Raw genomic sequence first — 14,791 nt, 5'->3', positions numbered from 1 at the left:
ACGCCCGACGAGCGTCCCCCGGGACCGGACACCACCACGGCGGGACCACGGCCGCGCGGCACGGGAACCGCGAACCGGGGACGCCGCCGGACCCGGTGCGGGAGCGCGCGGTCGGCACTCCGTTCCCCGGGGCCCGGTGATGGGCACCCTGCTCGGGGCCCTGCTGCCCCCGGGGGTGGTGGTGGCCGAGGCGTTCGACGATCCGCCCGGGGTCCGGCTCTACCCCGAGGAAGAGGCGGTGATCGCCCGCGCGGTGGACAAACGGCGCCGGGAGTTCACCACCGGACGGCACTGCGCCCGCCGGGCGCTCGCCGGACTCGGCGTCCCCGCCGAGCCCCTGCTGCCGGGCGAACGCGGAGCCCCCGGATGGCCCCCGGGCGTGGCGGGCTCGCTGACGCACTGCGAGGGTTACCGCGCGGCGGCCGTGGCCCGCGCCCGGGACGTCGCCTCGCTCGGGGTCGACGCCGAGCCGCACGGTCCGCTGCCCGAGGGCGTCCTGGACAGCGTGGCCCTGCCCGCCGAGTCCACCGCCCTGGCCGGACTGGCCCGGCGGCGGCCGGACGTCCACTGGGACCGGCTGCTGTTCAGCGCCAAGGAGACCGTCTACAAGACCTGGTTCCCGCTGACGGGACTCTGGCTCGGGTTCGAGGAGGCCCGGATCGACCTGGTCCCGGACCCGGAGGAGGCCCGCCCCGGCCCCGGTGCGGAAGGCCCCGCCGCCACGGGGACCTTCCGGGCCCGTCTGCTGAGGGACGGCCGCGACCCGGAGGGCCGGGACCTCACCGTCTTCGACGGACGGTGGCGGATCACCCGGGGGCTGGTCCTCACCGCCGCCGTCCATCCGGCGGACGCCCGCTGACGGGCCTCCCGGTCCGGCCTGGCGCTCACCTCCGGGGGCCTGCCAGGGCAAGCGACCGGGAACCGAGCTCCACCCCGGACCGAAACGGACCGGGGTGGGCCGTATCCGACCGGACCGGCCCGGGCGCCGGACGGCGCCCGGCCGTGCGGGCGGGCCCCGGGAAAGGGCCGGCCGTGCCGGTTCAGACGTGCTGGGGAACCTCGTCCTTCAGCATCCCCCGGACCTCTTCCCTCAGCTCCGGGGTGTCGGTGTGACCGTGGACGGACGCCGCGTGCTCGGCGGCGGCGCGCACCACTTCCTCCTCCTCACCCGAGATGGTGAGGGTGCAGTTCGACTCGCTGGGGTAGTCCCGGCAGTCGGCGACCTTGCGCATGACGTGCCTCCGTTGACGGAGCGGCACTGCCTTCGTCACCGTCCCGGAGCGGTCGGCCCGTCGACCGGGCGGCCGTGGGGGGTGATGCCGGGGGCAGCGATGGGTCTACCCCTCCAGACTCCCTCCGTTTGCGTCCGGGCGAAAGTCGTGGACACGATCCGCTCCGGAAGGTGACGGCGGATGACGACGGGTGACGGTACGTGCGCGCGGGCGGTCCACCCGGCCCCGCCCGGTCGCCTCCCCCTCCGGTCGCCTCGCCCCCCGTCCGGGGGTGGAGCAACGAAGAAAACGACGCTCAGACGCCAATAGCTTCATCATCTTCCGTTCAGCGGCGCCCAGCTGCCAGCATCAGCGCACTGTCACCGGCTGAGGGAGAGAAATGGCCATGCTGACCCATCACAGACGGGTGCGCGTCCTCGCGGCCCTGGCCGCCGTGGCCGCTCTCGCCGTCACCTCCTGCGGACGGTCCGACCAGGGCGGTTCCGGTACGGCGGACGAGTCCGGCGCCGGGGGGAAGAAGAGCGCCCGGGAGATGCTTCCCGAGTCGTTCCGCGAGAAGGGCGAGCTGCGGGTCGCCACCGCCGTCGGCTACCCCCCGATGGAGATGTACAAGCCGGGCACCACCGAGCTGACCGGGGTGGACCCCGACCTGGCGCGGGCGGTCGCCGAGGAGCTGGGGCTCAAGCTCAAGCTCACCAACGCCGCGTTCGACGGTCTCATCCCGGGACTGAAGTCCGGACGCTTCGACCTCGTCATGTCCTCGATGACCGACAGCCCGCAGCGCCGCGAGGCCGTCGACTTCGTCGACTACTTCCGCACCGGCGGGGTGGTCATGGTCAAGAAGGGCAACCCGGAGGGGATCAAGACCCTGGAGGACCTCTGCGGCAAGGCGGTCGTCCTCGCCAAGGGCAGCTCCAACCTGGAGATCGGGCAGGGGCAGAACGCCAAGTGCGGCGAGAAGATGCGGATCTCGCAGAGCGAGGACGCCCCCACCGGCCTCCTCCAGCTGGAGAGCGGACGGGCGGTGGCCACCATCGTGGACTACCCGGTCGCCCAGATGTTCGCCGAGAAGAACGAGGCGTACGAGGTCGTGCCCACCCAGTACGGGGCGGCGCCCTGGGGCATCGCCGTCGGCAAGGACCAGAACGGGCTGCGCGACGCGGTGCGGAAGGCGCTCCAGACCCTGATCGACAACGGCGAGTACAAGAAGGTCCTCGACGAGTACGGGGTCGCGGGCAGCGCCGTGCCCGAGGCCACCATCAACGACGGTCAGTGAGCCGGATGGCGGAGAACGACGTGACCCGTCTCAGCAAAAACGATTCTGCGGATCCGGTGGGCCCTCCGGCCCCGATGGTTCCCCCCGACGACGACCTCGCGTTCCGGCTCAGCCGCCGCCCCCGGCCCGCCCGCTGGCTCGCGGTCCTCCTCGCCTTGGCCGTCACCGTGTGGCTCGTCCACACCGTCGTGGTCAACCCCAACCTCCACTGGGACGTCATCGCCGAGTACCAGTTCGACGGGGTCATCCTCGAAGGGCTCTGGGTGACGGTCCAGCTCACCCTGATCTCGATGACCGCGGGCATCGCCATCGGGGTCGTCGTCGCGGTGATGCAACTGTCCGAGAGCCCCGTCCTGAGGCTCACCGCGAGCGCCTACACCTGGTTCTTCCGGGGCACCCCGCTCCTGGTCCAGCTCATCTTCTGGTTCAACCTCGCCCTGCTGTTCCCCGTGATCGGCGTCGGCGTCCCCTTCGACGGCCCCAAGCTCGTCGAGTGGCAGACCAACGCCGTCATCACCGGTTTCGTCGCCGCCCTGCTCGGACTCTCCATCAACGAGGGCGCCTACCTCGCGGAGATCGTCCGCGCGGGCATCCAGAGCGTCGACCCCGGCCAGCGGGAGGCGGGCGCCTCGCTCGGCCTGTCCAACCGGCAGATCCTCACCCGGGTCGTCCTGCCCCAGGCCATGCGGGTCATCATCCCGCCGTTCGGCAACCAGTTCATCTCCATGCTCAAGACCACCTCCCTGGTCTCCGTCATCGCGGGCGCCGACCTCATGACCGTCTCCCAGCACCTGTACCTCACCAACTTCGAGGTCATCGCGCTGCTGATGGTCGCCTCGCTCTGGTACCTCGCGCTCACCACCGTCGCCAGCGTCGCCCAGCACTTCGTCGAGCGCCGCTACAGCCCCGGAGCCGCCCCCCTGCGCCGCCGGGTCCTCACCAACCTCGTCCCCGGGCGCACCGGCAAGGGAGCCGTCTCGTGACCGACCTCGTCCTCAAGGCCCGGCGGGTCCGCAAACGGTTCGGCGACACCGAGGTGCTGCGCGGCATCGACCTGGAGGTCCGCTCCGGCGAGGTGCTCTGTCTGATCGGCCCCTCCGGCTCCGGCAAGTCCACCCTGCTGCGCTGCTTCAACCACCTGGAGACCCTCGACGCGGGCCGCGTCTGGCTGCACGGCGAACTCGTCGGCTACGAACAGCACGGCACCTCCGGACGGGTCCTGCGGGAGCGGCGTGCCAAGGAGGTGCGGGCCCAGCGCGAACGCGTCGGCATGGTCTTCCAGCGCTTCCACCTCTTCCCGCACCGCACCGCCGTCCGCAACGTCATGGAGGGCCCCCTCGCCGTCAAGCGCCGCCCCCGCGCCGAAGCCGAACGCCAGGCCCGGGAACTGCTCGACCGGGTCGGCCTCGCGGACCGCGCCGACCACTACCCCGCCCAGCTCTCCGGCGGCCAGCAGCAGCGCGTCGCTATCGCCCGCGCCCTCGCCATGGAACCCGCCCTGATGCTCTTCGACGAACCCACCTCCGCGCTCGACCCCGAACTGGTCGGGGAGGTGCTCACGGTGATGAAGGACCTCGCCCGAAGCGGGATGACGATGGTCGTCGTCACCCATGAGATGGGCTTCGCCCGCGAGGTCGCCGACCGGGTGGTCTTCATGGACGACGGGCTCGTCGTGGAGTCCGGTCCGCCCGGTGAACTGTTCGGCGCCCCGCGGCACGACCGCACCCGGGCCTTCCTCTCCACGGTGCTGTGATGGGACGCCCCCTCGACCTGCTGCTGCGCGGCGGCACCGTCGTCGACGGCACCGGCGCCCCCGCCCGCACCGCCGACGTGGGCGTCGTGGACGGCCGGATCGTGCTGCCGCCGCCCGGCCGCGCGGTCACCGCCGCCACCGTCCTCGACGTCACCGGACGGGTCGTCACCCCCGGCTTCGTCGACGTCCACACCCACTCCGACGCGCTCGCCGTCCCCCAGGAGACCGAGGACCCCTCCGTCGAGGCGCTGCGGCTGGCGCCCCTGCTCCAGGGGGTCACCACCGAGATCGCCGGGAACTGCGGCTCCAGCCTCTTCCCCGCCCTGCCCGAACGGCTCCCCGGCCTCGCCGGACACCTGCGGGTGACCTTCGGCCTCGGCCCGGTGCCGCCCGCCCCCGACTTCGCCGCCTTCGCCGCCGGACAGCGTCCCGCGCTGCGCGCCACCCACCTCGCGTCCCTGGTGGGACACGGCACGCTCCGGGCCGGGGTGATGGGCTTCGACGCCCGCGAACCCACCGACGGCGAACTGCGCGCCATGTGCGACCTGCTGGACCGGGCCCTCGCCCAGGGCGCCGCCGGGCTCTCCACCGGGCTCATCTACCCCCCGGGCACCTACGCCGCCACGGAGGAGATCGTCGCCCTCGCGGAGGTCGCCGCCCGGCACGGCAAACCGTACGTGACCCATCTGCGCGACGAGATGGCGCGCGTCGACGAGGCCCTGGAAGAGGCCCTGGAGATCGCCGTCCGCTCCGGGGCGCCGCTCCAGGTCTCCCACCACAAGACCGCCGGACGGCACGCCTGGGGCGCCACCTCGCGTACCCTGCCCAGACTGGAACGGGCCCGGGCGGAGGGAGTGGACGTGCTCTGCGACGTCTACCCCTACACCGCGGGCAGCACCGTCCTGCACGCGATGCTCCCGCCCTGGGCCAACGAGGGCGGCATCGGCGCGCTGCTGGCCCGCCTCCACGAGGAACCCGTGCGCGAGCGGATCAGGAAGGACATCGCGCGGGGGGTCGAGGGCTGGGAGAACACCGTCGGCAACGGCGGCTGGGACCTCATCGCCGTCGCCGCCGCCCCCACCCATCCGCACGTCCAGGGCCGCCGGATCGCGGACCTCGCCGCCGAACGGGGCTGCGACCCCGTGGACTACGTCTGCGACCTGCTCCTCGCCGAACAGGGCGAGGTGACGATCATCAGCCACTCGATGCGCGAGGACGACGTCCGCCGGGTCGTCGCCAGCCCGCTGTCCATGATCGGCTCGGACGGCGTCCCCAAGCCCGGCCGCCCGCACCCCCGGTGGGCGGGCAGCTTCGCCAGGGTCCTCGGCCACTACGCGCGGGACGAGGGCCTGCTCACCCTGGAGGCCGCCGTCCACAAGATGACCGGGCTGCCCGCGGCCCGCTTCCGCCTCGCCGGACGCGGCACCGTCACCGGGGGCGCCCACGCCGACCTGGTGGTCCTCGACCCCGCCGCGGTACGCGACCGGGCCACCTTCGAACGCCCGCTGTCCCGCCCCGAGGGCGTCGACACCGTCCTGGTCGCCGGCCGGATCGCGGTGCGCGACGGGGTGCCGACCGGAGTCCGCGCCGGCCGGGTCCTGGAGGTGCGATGAGTCTCGCCGGGGTCGCCGCCGCGGCCGGACGCGCCACGGCGTTGCCGTTCGTCCTCGCCGTCAGCGCCGTCGACCTCGACGCTCCCGGCCCCACCAGCCCCACCGGCACCGTCCCCGGGGCGGACTCCCCGGGAACGGGCTCCCGGGCAACCGGCTTCCCGGGAACGGACTCCGTGGGGGTGCGCGACGAGACCGTCCTGCCCGTCGCCTCCACCTCGAAGCTGCTGCTCCTCGCGGAGGTCGCGCGCCGCCTCGACAGCGGGGAACTCGACGCCGACCGGCCCGTCGAGGTCCGGGCCGGGGACCGGGCGGGCGGCACCGGACTGCTGACCCGGCTCGGCCGCACCGGCTGGAGCGTGGCCGACCTGTGCTGGCTCACCGCTTCGGTCAGCGACAACACGGCCACCAACGCGCTGCTGCGCCTGGTCGGCCTGGACGCCACCGCCCGGCTCGCCGAGCGGCTGGGCCTCGCGCACCTCAGGCTGCACGACGTGGTGCGCGACGAGCGCGGCCCCGGAGTGCCGCCGGTCTTCGCGACCGGCACCGCCCGGGACCTCGCCCTGCTGGTGGCGCGTGCCGCGCACGGCACGATGGTCTCGCCCGGGGCGTCCGCGCGGCTGCTGCGCTGGATGCGGGCGAACACCGACCACGGGCTGGTGCCCGCGCTCGCCGCCCACGACCCGTACGCGCCGTGCTTCCCCGAGCCGCTGCCGGGAGCGCTGCTGGTCGCCAACAAGACCGGCACCGACGCCGGGACCAGGGCCGACGCCGGACTGCTCGTCGGCACCCGGCGGATCGCCTACGCGGTCGTCGCCCACTGGGACACCGCGCTGGGCCCGAGCACCGAACGGGCGGCCGTGCACGCCATCCGCGACGTCGGCCGCACCCTCGCCGAGCACGCCATGACGCCCGCCGGGCACTGAGGGACGCCCTCCGCCCCGGCCGCCCGCGCGGTCAGGGGCGGAGGGCCCCGAACTGGGCGCCGAGCAGGGCGCCCACCTCGCGGGCCGCCGTCCGCAACTCCGTCAGGAAGTGCCCGAGCAGCGGGTTCACCTGGGTGGCGCGGGTGGCGACGCCGATCCTGCGGTGCAGCTGCGGATGGTCCAGTCGGCACACATGGACGCCCGAGGTGTCCCCGACGCCCAGCGCGGGCACTAGCGCGATGCCCATGCCCGCCCGCGCCAGGTTCACCGTCACCTGGTAGTGGTCGCTGCGGCAGCGCACCCGGGGCAGGAACCCCTCGGCCGCGCAGGCCCGTTCCAGGACCGGTTCCCCGGTGCCGCCGCCCCGGGTGCCGATCCAGGTCTCGCCCTCCAGCGCCCCCAGCCGCACCGTGGTCTGACGGCCCAGCCGGTGCCGCAGCGGCACGACCACCAGCTGCGGCTCGTCGAAGAACATCTCCACGTCCACGGCGGCGTCCCGGCACCAGGGGTCCAGCGGATGCTCGAACACCACCGCCGCGTCCAGCCGCCCGGCCTCCAGATCGGGCACCAGCTCGTGCGGCTGGCCCAGGATCAGCTCCAGCTCGACGTGCGGACGCCGCGCCGAGAACCCGGCGAGCGCCCGGGGGAGCAGCTCCAGCCCCGACGAGGCGAAGAACCCGAGCCGCAGCACCCCCGCCTCGCCCACCGCGTGGCCCCGCAGATCGTCCTCGGCCACCGCCATCAGATCCGCGATGGCCTGCGCGTGCTCCGCGAGCCGCTGCCCGGCCGCCGTCATCCTCAGGCTCTGCGGCGCCCGCTCCACCAGCGCGACGCCCAGCTCCTGCTCCAGCCGCGCCAACTGGTGGGAGACCGCCGACGGACTCAGGTGCAGCGCCTGGGCCGCGGCCACGATGGTGCCCCGGCGGGCGATCTCCAGCAGGACGAGCAGACGCGCACTGTTCAGCATCGCGTCAGCCTAGGTCGCCCCGCCGCCTCCGCCTAGGCACGACCCGGGGAGGACGCGCCGACGGGTCCGGCCCCCTCGGCCGCCCCCGGTGCCGCCCCGGCGTCCGTGACACCGTGGTCCGTCCCGCGGTGGTCGGTGACGTCCAGCCGGAGCAGGTCCTCCTCGGTCTCCCGGCGCACCACCAGCCGCGCCCGGCCCCCACCGACGAAGACCACCGCGGGACGCGGCAGCTTGTTGTAGTTGGAGGCCATCGCGTAGCCGTACGCCCCGGTCACCGGGGTCGCCAGCACGTCCGCCACGGCCAGGTCGGCGGGGAGCGACGCGGAGTCGACGAGGACGTCCCCGCTCTCGCAGTGCTTGCCCACCAGCCGGGCCCGCAGCGGCCGGGGCGCCCACGGGGAGCGCGGCAGGAACGCCTCGTACCGGCTGGCGTACAGGGCGGGGCGCGGGTTGTCGCTCATCCCGCCGTCCACGCTCACGTACGTCCGCACGCCCTCGATGCGCTTCACCGTGCCGACCCGGTACAGCGTCAGCCCGGCGCGCGCCGTGATCGAACGGCCCGGCTCCACGGTCACTCCGCCGCGCCAGCCCGCGTCCCGCACCGCCGCGCGGACCGCGTCCGCCCATCCGGCGAACGTCGGCACCCGCTGCCCGCCCTCGTACGCCACGCCCAGCCCGCCGCCGACGGTGAGCCCGGCGGCGCCGGTCCGCGTCGCGAACCGGGCCACGGCCGCGGCGCCCGCCGCCAGCTCGGCCGCGTCCAGCACCTGGGAGCCGACGTGCGCGTGCACCCCGTCGAAGCGCACGGCCGGACTGCGGCGGGCCCGGCGGACGGCCTCGTCGGCGGTGCCGTCCGCGAGACCGAAGCCGAACTTGGAGTCGTGGCCGCCGGTCCGGATCGCCTCGTGCGCCCCGGCCGCGACCCCCGGGGCGACCCTCAGCAGCACCGACACCGGGGGCAGCCCCTCGTCCCGGTGCAGCTCCCCGATCCGGCGCAGCTCCTCGAAGCTGTCGACGACGACGTGCCGCACCCCGGCGGTGAGCGCGGTGCGCAGCTCGGCGGTGTCCTTGTTGTTGCCGTGCAGCACGATCCGGCCGGCCGGGACCCCGGCGGCGCGGGCGACCGCCAGCTCCCCGCCGGAGGCCACGTCCAGCAGCAGGCCCTCCTCGTGGGCGAGCCGTGCCATCGCCGTGCACAGGAAAGCCTTGCCCGCGTAGGCCACGCGGTCCGCGCCGAAGGCGGCGACCGCCTCCCGGCAGCGCTCCCGCAGATGCTCCTCGTCGTACACGAACAGCGGGGTACCGAAGCGCTCCGCGAGGTCCGTCAGCGCGACCCCGCCGACGGCCAGCCCCCGGGGACCGGTCGTCGAGGTGAGGGGCAGCAGATCCGGGTCGATGGCTGACGAGGTCATGGTTCCTCCCGCGGGCAGGCTGGCTCCCCGCCATCCTGCGGTCTCCGGGTGCCCCACAAAAGCGGATTCTTCCGGGGCTGAGCCCCATCTTTTCCGATGCTCGGGTTCCGGTGCTCCGGGTCGGCGGCGGCCGGACCCCCCGACCCGGCCGCCACCCGCTCCGGTCAGGCCCGGCCCGGCCGCAGCCCTCCGGACCGGAGCCCCGGCCGGGATCAGCCGCCGAACGCCGCCGCGTTCTCCCGCACCCACTGGGCGAACGTCCGCGCGGGCCGACCGGTGACCTCCTCCACCGTCGGCAGCACGGTGTACCCGGCGGCGGGCGGGTCGGTGCGCATGGCGAGGAAGAACGCGATGTCCTCCGCCCCGTACCCCTCCGCGCGCCACTGGGCGAGGACCTCCTCCCGGGACAGCTCCACGTACGCGATCTCCCGGCCGAGCGCCTCGGACAGGGTCGCCACCTTCTGCCGGGCGGTGAACGCCTCGGGGCCGGTGAGCCAGTACTCCCGGCCCGTGTGGCCGTCCTCGGTGAGCGCGACGGCGGCCACCGCGGCGATGTCCGCGTCGTGCACCATCGCGCTCAGCGCCTCGGGGAAGCCCTCCCGGACCACGCCCTCGTCACGGACCGGACCGGCCCACTCCAGCGCGTTCGACATGAACTCCACCGGCGCGAGGTACGTCCACTCCAGGCCCCCGGCCTCCACCGCCTCCTCCAACGGGCTCTTGGTGACGTCCCCCTTGAGGACCGTCACCCGCCGCACCCCGGCCCGCCGGGCCAGCGCCACGATCTCCGGGCCGTTGGCCAGCGGCGAGTGGTCCGCTCCGTTGAAGGTGATCAGATGGGCGGCCGTCACCCCGTCGAAGACCCCGGCGAGGCTCCCGGTGTCCGCGAGGTCGCCCGCCACCGCCTCCACGCCCTCGGGCAGGTCCGCCGCGCCAGGGTCACGGGTCAGCGCCCGGACCCGGTGCCCGGCGGCCAGCAGCGCCTCGGTGAGGGGACGGCCGACGTTGCCGGTGGCTCCGGTGACGAGGATGGTCATGGGGTTCCTTTCCTGACGGCCGCTCCGGGTGATCGGCTCGTCCCCGACGCTACGGACCATCGCGGTCAGCTTCTGTCCGCGATTCCCGTCCGCGATGCCGTCCCCGGTGTCCGTCCGCGCGCCCCGCCCCGGCGGCCGCTCACTCCAGCAGGGCGGCCGCGTGGTCCGGCACGTACGACTGGAGGTCCCTCGGCGGGCGCTCGTAGCCGGAGGCGGGCGGCCGGGGCGGGATCGTCACGTCCGGGGGCGGCACCTCACGGTAGGGGACCGTCGACAGCAGATGGGCGATCATGTTCAGCCGCGCCCGGCGCTTGTCGTCGCTCTCGACGACGTACCAGGGCGCCTCCGGGATGTCCGTGTGCACCAGCATCTCGTCCTTGGCCCGGGAGTACGCCTCCCACCGGGTGATGGACTCCAGGTCCATCGGGGACAGCTTCCAGCGGCGCAGCGGATCCTCCAGCCGCTTGCGGAACCGCCGTTCCTGCTCCGCGTCGCTCACCGAGAACCAGTACTTGCGCAGCAGGACGCCGTCCTCGACCAGCATCCGCTCGAAGATCGGGCACTGGTGCAGGAAGCGCTGGTGCTCCGCCTTGGTGCAGAACCCCATCACGTGCTCCACGCCCGCGCGGTTGTACCAGCTCCGGTCGAACAGCCGGATCTCCCCGGCCGCCGGGAGATGCGCGGCGTACCGCTGGAAGTACCACTGTCCGCGCTCCCGTTCGGTGGGCTGGGGCAGGGCCACGATCCGGGCGACGCGCGGATTGAGGTACTCGGTCACCCGCTTGATCGTGCCGCCCTTGCCCGCCGCGTCACGGCCCTCGAAGACCACCACGAGCCGCACCCCCTCGGCCCGCACCCACTCCTGGAGCTTCACCAACTCGCTCTGCAGCCGGTACAGCTCCCGCTCGTAGGGCTCCCGGGGCATCTTCCGCCCACCACCCGACCCCGGCCGTCCCGTCTTCTTCTCCGCAGCCATCCGCGCTCCTCTCCCACCACCGCCGTCGCCCGGCCCCGGACACGATCAGCACCGTAACCGACCCGTCCCGCCCCCGACCGGTACCGGCGCCCCCGAGCGGCGTCGCGGCCCGGGCGGCACCCGCCACGAGCGGGGCCCGCCGCCCCGGCCGGGAACCGGCGGCACGGTCTTGACGGGACGCGTTAAGGTCAGGCTCGCGGGGGCGGCGCGCCGCCCCCGTGCCCCGTCCCGCAGATCCCCGTTCCCCGCCCACGGAGACCTCACGGTGAGTCAACCCCCCGTCCCGCCGGGCGCGCCCAGCGCCCACCGGGAGCAGGTGACCCGGCGTCACCCGACGCACCCCGCACACCCGGCCGGAGCCGCCGCCACGGAGGGCCGGTGGTGAACGTCAGCCGGGGGATGCGACGGCTCGCCACGAGCCTCGCCGACGCCGTGGCGGAACGGGACCTCGGCACCCCGGTCACCGCCCCGGCGCTCTGCGCGGCGCTCTGCGAGGTGACCGCCGCCCGCCGGGGACGGCCCATCACGCTGCGCTTCGAGCGGTTCCCCGACGCGGCGGGCGTCACCGGGCTGATGCTCAGCTTCGACGACTACGACATGGTCCTCGTCGAACAGCGCCACGACCCCGTCCAGCAGGTGGTGGTCGTCGGCCACGAACTGTGGCACCTGACCCAGGGCCACGGCAGACCCGCCGGGCACCCCGTCACCGCGGCGGACGTCCTCCCCGCCGGGACCCCGTCCCGCGCCGGGCCCGGCGGCAGATGGACCGGCATGCTGCGCTCGTTCGCCGCCCGCAGCCACTGCCACGACGCCCACGAACGCGACGCCGAGTCCTTCGGACTGCTGCTGGGCAGCCGGCTGCGCGGACTGATCGAGGACCCCCACCACCGGCGGACGGCCCGGCGGGACGGCGTCAGCCACCGCATCCAGGCCTCCCTGGGCGTCCGGTGACCCCGTGCGGATCTCCGAATTCCACATCAGCTACCTGGTCCCGGCGGCCGTCCTCACCGCCGCCCTGCTCTACAAGACCCCGGCGATCCTCCGGTTCTGGCGCGACCGGCTGCTGCGCGCCGTCGGCGGACTGCTCGTCCTGGCCTGCGGGGTCTTCTTCTTCGCCAACCCCCGCACCATCGTCTGGCTCAACCGGGTCACCGGCGTCCCCAACGTCTCCGCCCCCTGGGTGTACACCCTGCTGACCGCGTTCTGCGCGTCCTGCCTGGTCCTGATCGTCGTCTGGAAGAACGACGACCGGGCGGTCACCCGGCGCGCGGTGCGCTGGGTCACCGCCGTCTACAGCACCGTCATCGTGGGCCTGTGGGTCCTCTTCGCCCTCGCCGACGTGCCCGACGAACGCGTCCAGGACCTCGACACCCACTACGCCACCACCCCCTTCATCCGGGAGGTGGTGGTCCTCTACCTGCTGGCCCACACCGCGGCCGTGCTCGTCACCTCCTACCTGATCTGGTCCTGGCAGGGGCGGCTGCGCGGCTGGCTGCGCGGCGGCGTGGTCTTCCTCGGCATCGGCTACGTCGCCAACCTCGGCTTCGACACCGTCAAGTGGACGGCCGTGGTGGCCCGCTGGACCGGCGGGAACCTCGACTACCTCAGCACCCGGGTCGCCCCGCCCATCGCCTGCGTCAGCGCCGTGTTCATCGGCGCCGGATTCATCCTCCCGCACGCCGGACAGGCCGCCCAGGACTGGTGGCACGCCCGGGCCGGGCACTGGCGGCTGCGCCCGCTGTACCGCCTCCTCAAGGCCCACGCCGAGGTGCGCCCCGCCCTGCGGGCGCGCCGTTCGCGCGGTGCCTCGCTCGCGCTGATCGCCCGGGAGACCTACATCGGCGACGAGGTGATCCACCTCGGCCCCTACCTCGACCACGCGCTGTGGCGACTGGCCCGGCAGGAGGCGCTGGACGGCGGCGCCGCCCCCGGGGAGGCCGCCGGGATCGCCGGGGCCGTCACCCTCCTCGACGCCATCGAACACCGCGCCGCCCGCCGTGGAGGCGTCCCGCCGGACGGGTCCGCCACCGGCGCCCCGCTGTGGAGCCAGGCCCAGGAGATCGCCCGGGCCCTGCGCTCACCCGCCCACGTCGAAGCGGTCCGCGCACGCGTGAACGCCCGAAGAGAAAGCGTGCCCCTATGAGAGAACGCCCCGCCCGCTCCGGCAGATCCGCCGTCGTCCTCGGCGGCGGACTCGCCGGAGTGCTGACCGCCCAGGCCCTGTCCCCGCTGGCCGACGTGACCGTCGTGGAACGCGACGCCCTCCCGGTGGACCCCGTGCCCCGCCGGGGCCTCCCCCAGGCCCGCCACGTCCATCTGCTGTGGTCCGGGGGCGCCGACGCCATCGAGGACCTGGTGCCCGGCACCACCGAACGGCTGCTGGCCCTCGGCGCCCACCGGCTCTCCCTCCCCGACGACATGGTCGGCTTCTCCCCGCAGGGCTGGTTCCGCCGCTGGTCCGGCGACCACCACATGCTGCTGTCCTCCCGGGACCTGCTGGACGCGACCGTCCGCGCCGGGGTCCTCGCCTCCGACCGGATCACCCTGCGCCAGGGCACCGAGGTGCTGGGCCTCGCCGGGGACGCCACCGCCGTCACCGGCGTCCGGGTCCGCGACCGCGACGGCACCGAGTCCACCCTCCGCGCCGACCTGGTGGTCGACGCCACCGGCCGCGCCTCCCGCACCCCGCTCTGGCTGCGCGCCCTCGGACTGCCCCCGGCCCGCGAACGGACGGTCTCCTCCGGCCTCGTCTACGCGAGCCGGCTGTACCGCGCGCCCCGGGCCGCGCACGCCGGATTCCCCGCCGTCACCGTCCAGGCCGACCCGCGCGGCCCCGGACCCGGCCGCGCCGGCACCCTGATACTCATCGAGGGCGGCCGCTGGCACGTGACCCTCTCCGGCACCACGGGCGGCGAACCGACCGCCGCCAACGAGGCGTTCGAACCCTTCGCCCGGGCCCTGCGCCACCCGGTGCTCGCCGACATCATCGCCGCCGCCGAGCCCCTCGACGACGTGGTGCTCACCCGCGCCACCACCAACCGCCGCCACTACTACGAACGCGCGCGGCACTGGCCCGAGGGCTTCGCCGTCGTCGGGGACGCCGTCGCCGCCTACAACCCCATCTACGGCCACGGCATGTCCGTCGCCGCCCAGAGCGCCCGCGCCCTGCGCACCGCCCTGCGGCGGCGCGGCTGGGCCTCACCGGGGCTCGCCCGCCACCTCCAGCGCGCCGTCGCCCGGCCCGTCGGGGTGGCCTGGGACCTGGCCACCGGCCAGGACGTCTTCTATCCGGGCGCCACCCCCGGCGGCCCCACCCTGCGGGAACGGGCCGCGGCGGCGTACGTGGACCGGCTGCTGCGGACCGCGACCGGCAACGGCCGGATCGCCCGGGAGATCACCCGGGTGACCTCCATGGAGAACGGCCCCCTCGTCCTGCTGAAGCCGTCCGTCCTGGTGGCCGCCGCCCGGGGCCCCCTCCGGCCGCCGCTGCCCGCCCCGCCACTGAGCCCCGCCGAACGCACCGCGGTCGGCGGTTAGGCGTTTCTCGCGGATCGTCAAGAGACGGCCCGAGCCGGGCGGTCCGCGCGCCGGACGGCGTTGTC

The 14,791-nt window shown here is 74.6% G+C and carries 14 protein-coding genes; 9 read left to right on the top strand and 5 right to left on the bottom strand.

Features of this window, described 5'->3' with window-relative positions:
* Positions 1-148 precede the first annotated feature (148 nt).
* The gene (locus ACVWNX_RS00685; protein WP_454415028.1) at positions 149-859 is read left to right on the top strand and encodes a 4'-phosphopantetheinyl transferase family protein; all 711 of its coding nucleotides are present in this window, start codon (positions 149-151) and stop codon (positions 857-859) included.
* A 181-nt stretch (positions 860-1,040) separates the two neighbouring features.
* Here ACVWNX_RS00685 and ACVWNX_RS00680 read toward each other — a convergent pair whose 3' ends face one another.
* Entirely contained in the window at positions 1,041-1,232 is a 192-nt protein-coding gene (locus tag ACVWNX_RS00680; protein ID WP_454411863.1) for a DUF1059 domain-containing protein, read from the bottom strand.
* Positions 1,233-1,617: 385 nt separating this feature from the next.
* Here ACVWNX_RS00680 and ACVWNX_RS00675 point away from each other — a divergent pair, with 385 nt between their 5' ends.
* The 5 genes from ACVWNX_RS00675 to ACVWNX_RS00655 all read left to right on the top strand — a co-directional run bounded on the left by ACVWNX_RS00675 (position 1,618) and on the right by ACVWNX_RS00655 (position 6,797).
* Positions 1,618-2,508 (top strand): ABC transporter substrate-binding protein, encoded by an 891-nt coding sequence (locus ACVWNX_RS00675; RefSeq protein ID WP_454411862.1) that lies wholly within the window; start codon positions 1,618-1,620, stop codon positions 2,506-2,508.
* A 74-nt stretch (positions 2,509-2,582) separates the two neighbouring features.
* Positions 2,583-3,491, top strand: coding sequence for an amino acid ABC transporter permease (locus ACVWNX_RS00670; RefSeq protein WP_454411861.1), 909 nt, complete (start codon positions 2,583-2,585; stop codon positions 3,489-3,491).
* On the top strand, positions 3,488-4,261 hold the full coding sequence (locus ACVWNX_RS00665; protein ID WP_454411860.1) for an amino acid ABC transporter ATP-binding protein: 774 nt from the start codon (positions 3,488-3,490) through the stop codon (positions 4,259-4,261). The genes ACVWNX_RS00670 and ACVWNX_RS00665 overlap by 4 nt, the downstream gene beginning before the upstream one ends.
* Entirely contained in the window at positions 4,261-5,874 is a 1,614-nt protein-coding gene (locus ACVWNX_RS00660) for an N-acyl-D-amino-acid deacylase family protein (protein ID WP_454411859.1), read from the top strand. Before ACVWNX_RS00665 ends, ACVWNX_RS00660 begins: the two co-directional genes overlap by 1 nt.
* On the top strand, positions 5,871-6,797 hold the full coding sequence (locus ACVWNX_RS00655) for a serine hydrolase (protein WP_454411858.1): 927 nt from the start codon (positions 5,871-5,873) through the stop codon (positions 6,795-6,797). Before ACVWNX_RS00660 ends, ACVWNX_RS00655 begins: the two co-directional genes overlap by 4 nt.
* Before the next feature lie 31 nt (positions 6,798-6,828).
* On the opposite strand, the gene ACVWNX_RS00650 is transcribed toward ACVWNX_RS00655, so the two are convergent.
* From ACVWNX_RS00650 to ppk2, 4 genes are all read right to left on the bottom strand, one after another.
* The gene (locus tag ACVWNX_RS00650) at positions 6,829-7,764 is read right to left on the bottom strand and encodes a LysR family transcriptional regulator (RefSeq protein WP_454411857.1); all 936 of its coding nucleotides are present in this window, start codon (positions 7,762-7,764) and stop codon (positions 6,829-6,831) included.
* Between the two features lie 32 nt (positions 7,765-7,796).
* Entirely contained in the window at positions 7,797-9,176 is a 1,380-nt protein-coding gene (lysA, locus tag ACVWNX_RS00645) for a diaminopimelate decarboxylase (RefSeq protein ID WP_454411856.1), read from the bottom strand.
* 212 nt (positions 9,177-9,388) lie between these two features.
* A complete protein-coding gene (locus ACVWNX_RS00640) occupies positions 9,389-10,213 on the bottom strand; it encodes an NmrA family NAD(P)-binding protein (protein WP_454411855.1) in 825 nt (274 codons plus the stop codon).
* A gap of 139 nt (positions 10,214-10,352) precedes the next feature.
* Complete coding sequence (gene ppk2, locus ACVWNX_RS00635; RefSeq protein ID WP_454411854.1) at positions 10,353-11,189, bottom strand: polyphosphate kinase 2; 837 nt, start codon at positions 11,187-11,189, stop codon at positions 10,353-10,355.
* Positions 11,190-11,567: 378 nt separating this feature from the next.
* Here ppk2 and ACVWNX_RS00630 point away from each other — a divergent pair, with 378 nt between their 5' ends.
* From ACVWNX_RS00630 to ACVWNX_RS00620, 3 genes are read left to right on the top strand one after another with little or no spacing between them, the layout of a single operon-like run.
* Positions 11,568-12,140: a toxin-antitoxin system, toxin component gene (locus ACVWNX_RS00630; protein ID WP_454411853.1), complete on the top strand. Its 573-nt coding sequence runs from the start codon at positions 11,568-11,570 to the stop codon at positions 12,138-12,140.
* Between the two features lie 4 nt (positions 12,141-12,144).
* Positions 12,145-13,332, top strand: coding sequence for a hypothetical protein (locus ACVWNX_RS00625; protein WP_454411852.1), 1,188 nt, complete (start codon positions 12,145-12,147; stop codon positions 13,330-13,332).
* Positions 13,329-14,726: an FAD-dependent monooxygenase gene (locus ACVWNX_RS00620; protein WP_454411851.1), complete on the top strand. Its 1,398-nt coding sequence runs from the start codon at positions 13,329-13,331 to the stop codon at positions 14,724-14,726. Before ACVWNX_RS00625 ends, ACVWNX_RS00620 begins: the two co-directional genes overlap by 4 nt.
* Positions 14,727-14,791: the final 65 nt, after the last annotated feature.

Source organism: Streptomyces sp. JNUCC 64 (genome assembly GCF_054484115.1).
This window is presented reverse-complemented; position numbering and strand designations above follow the sequence as displayed.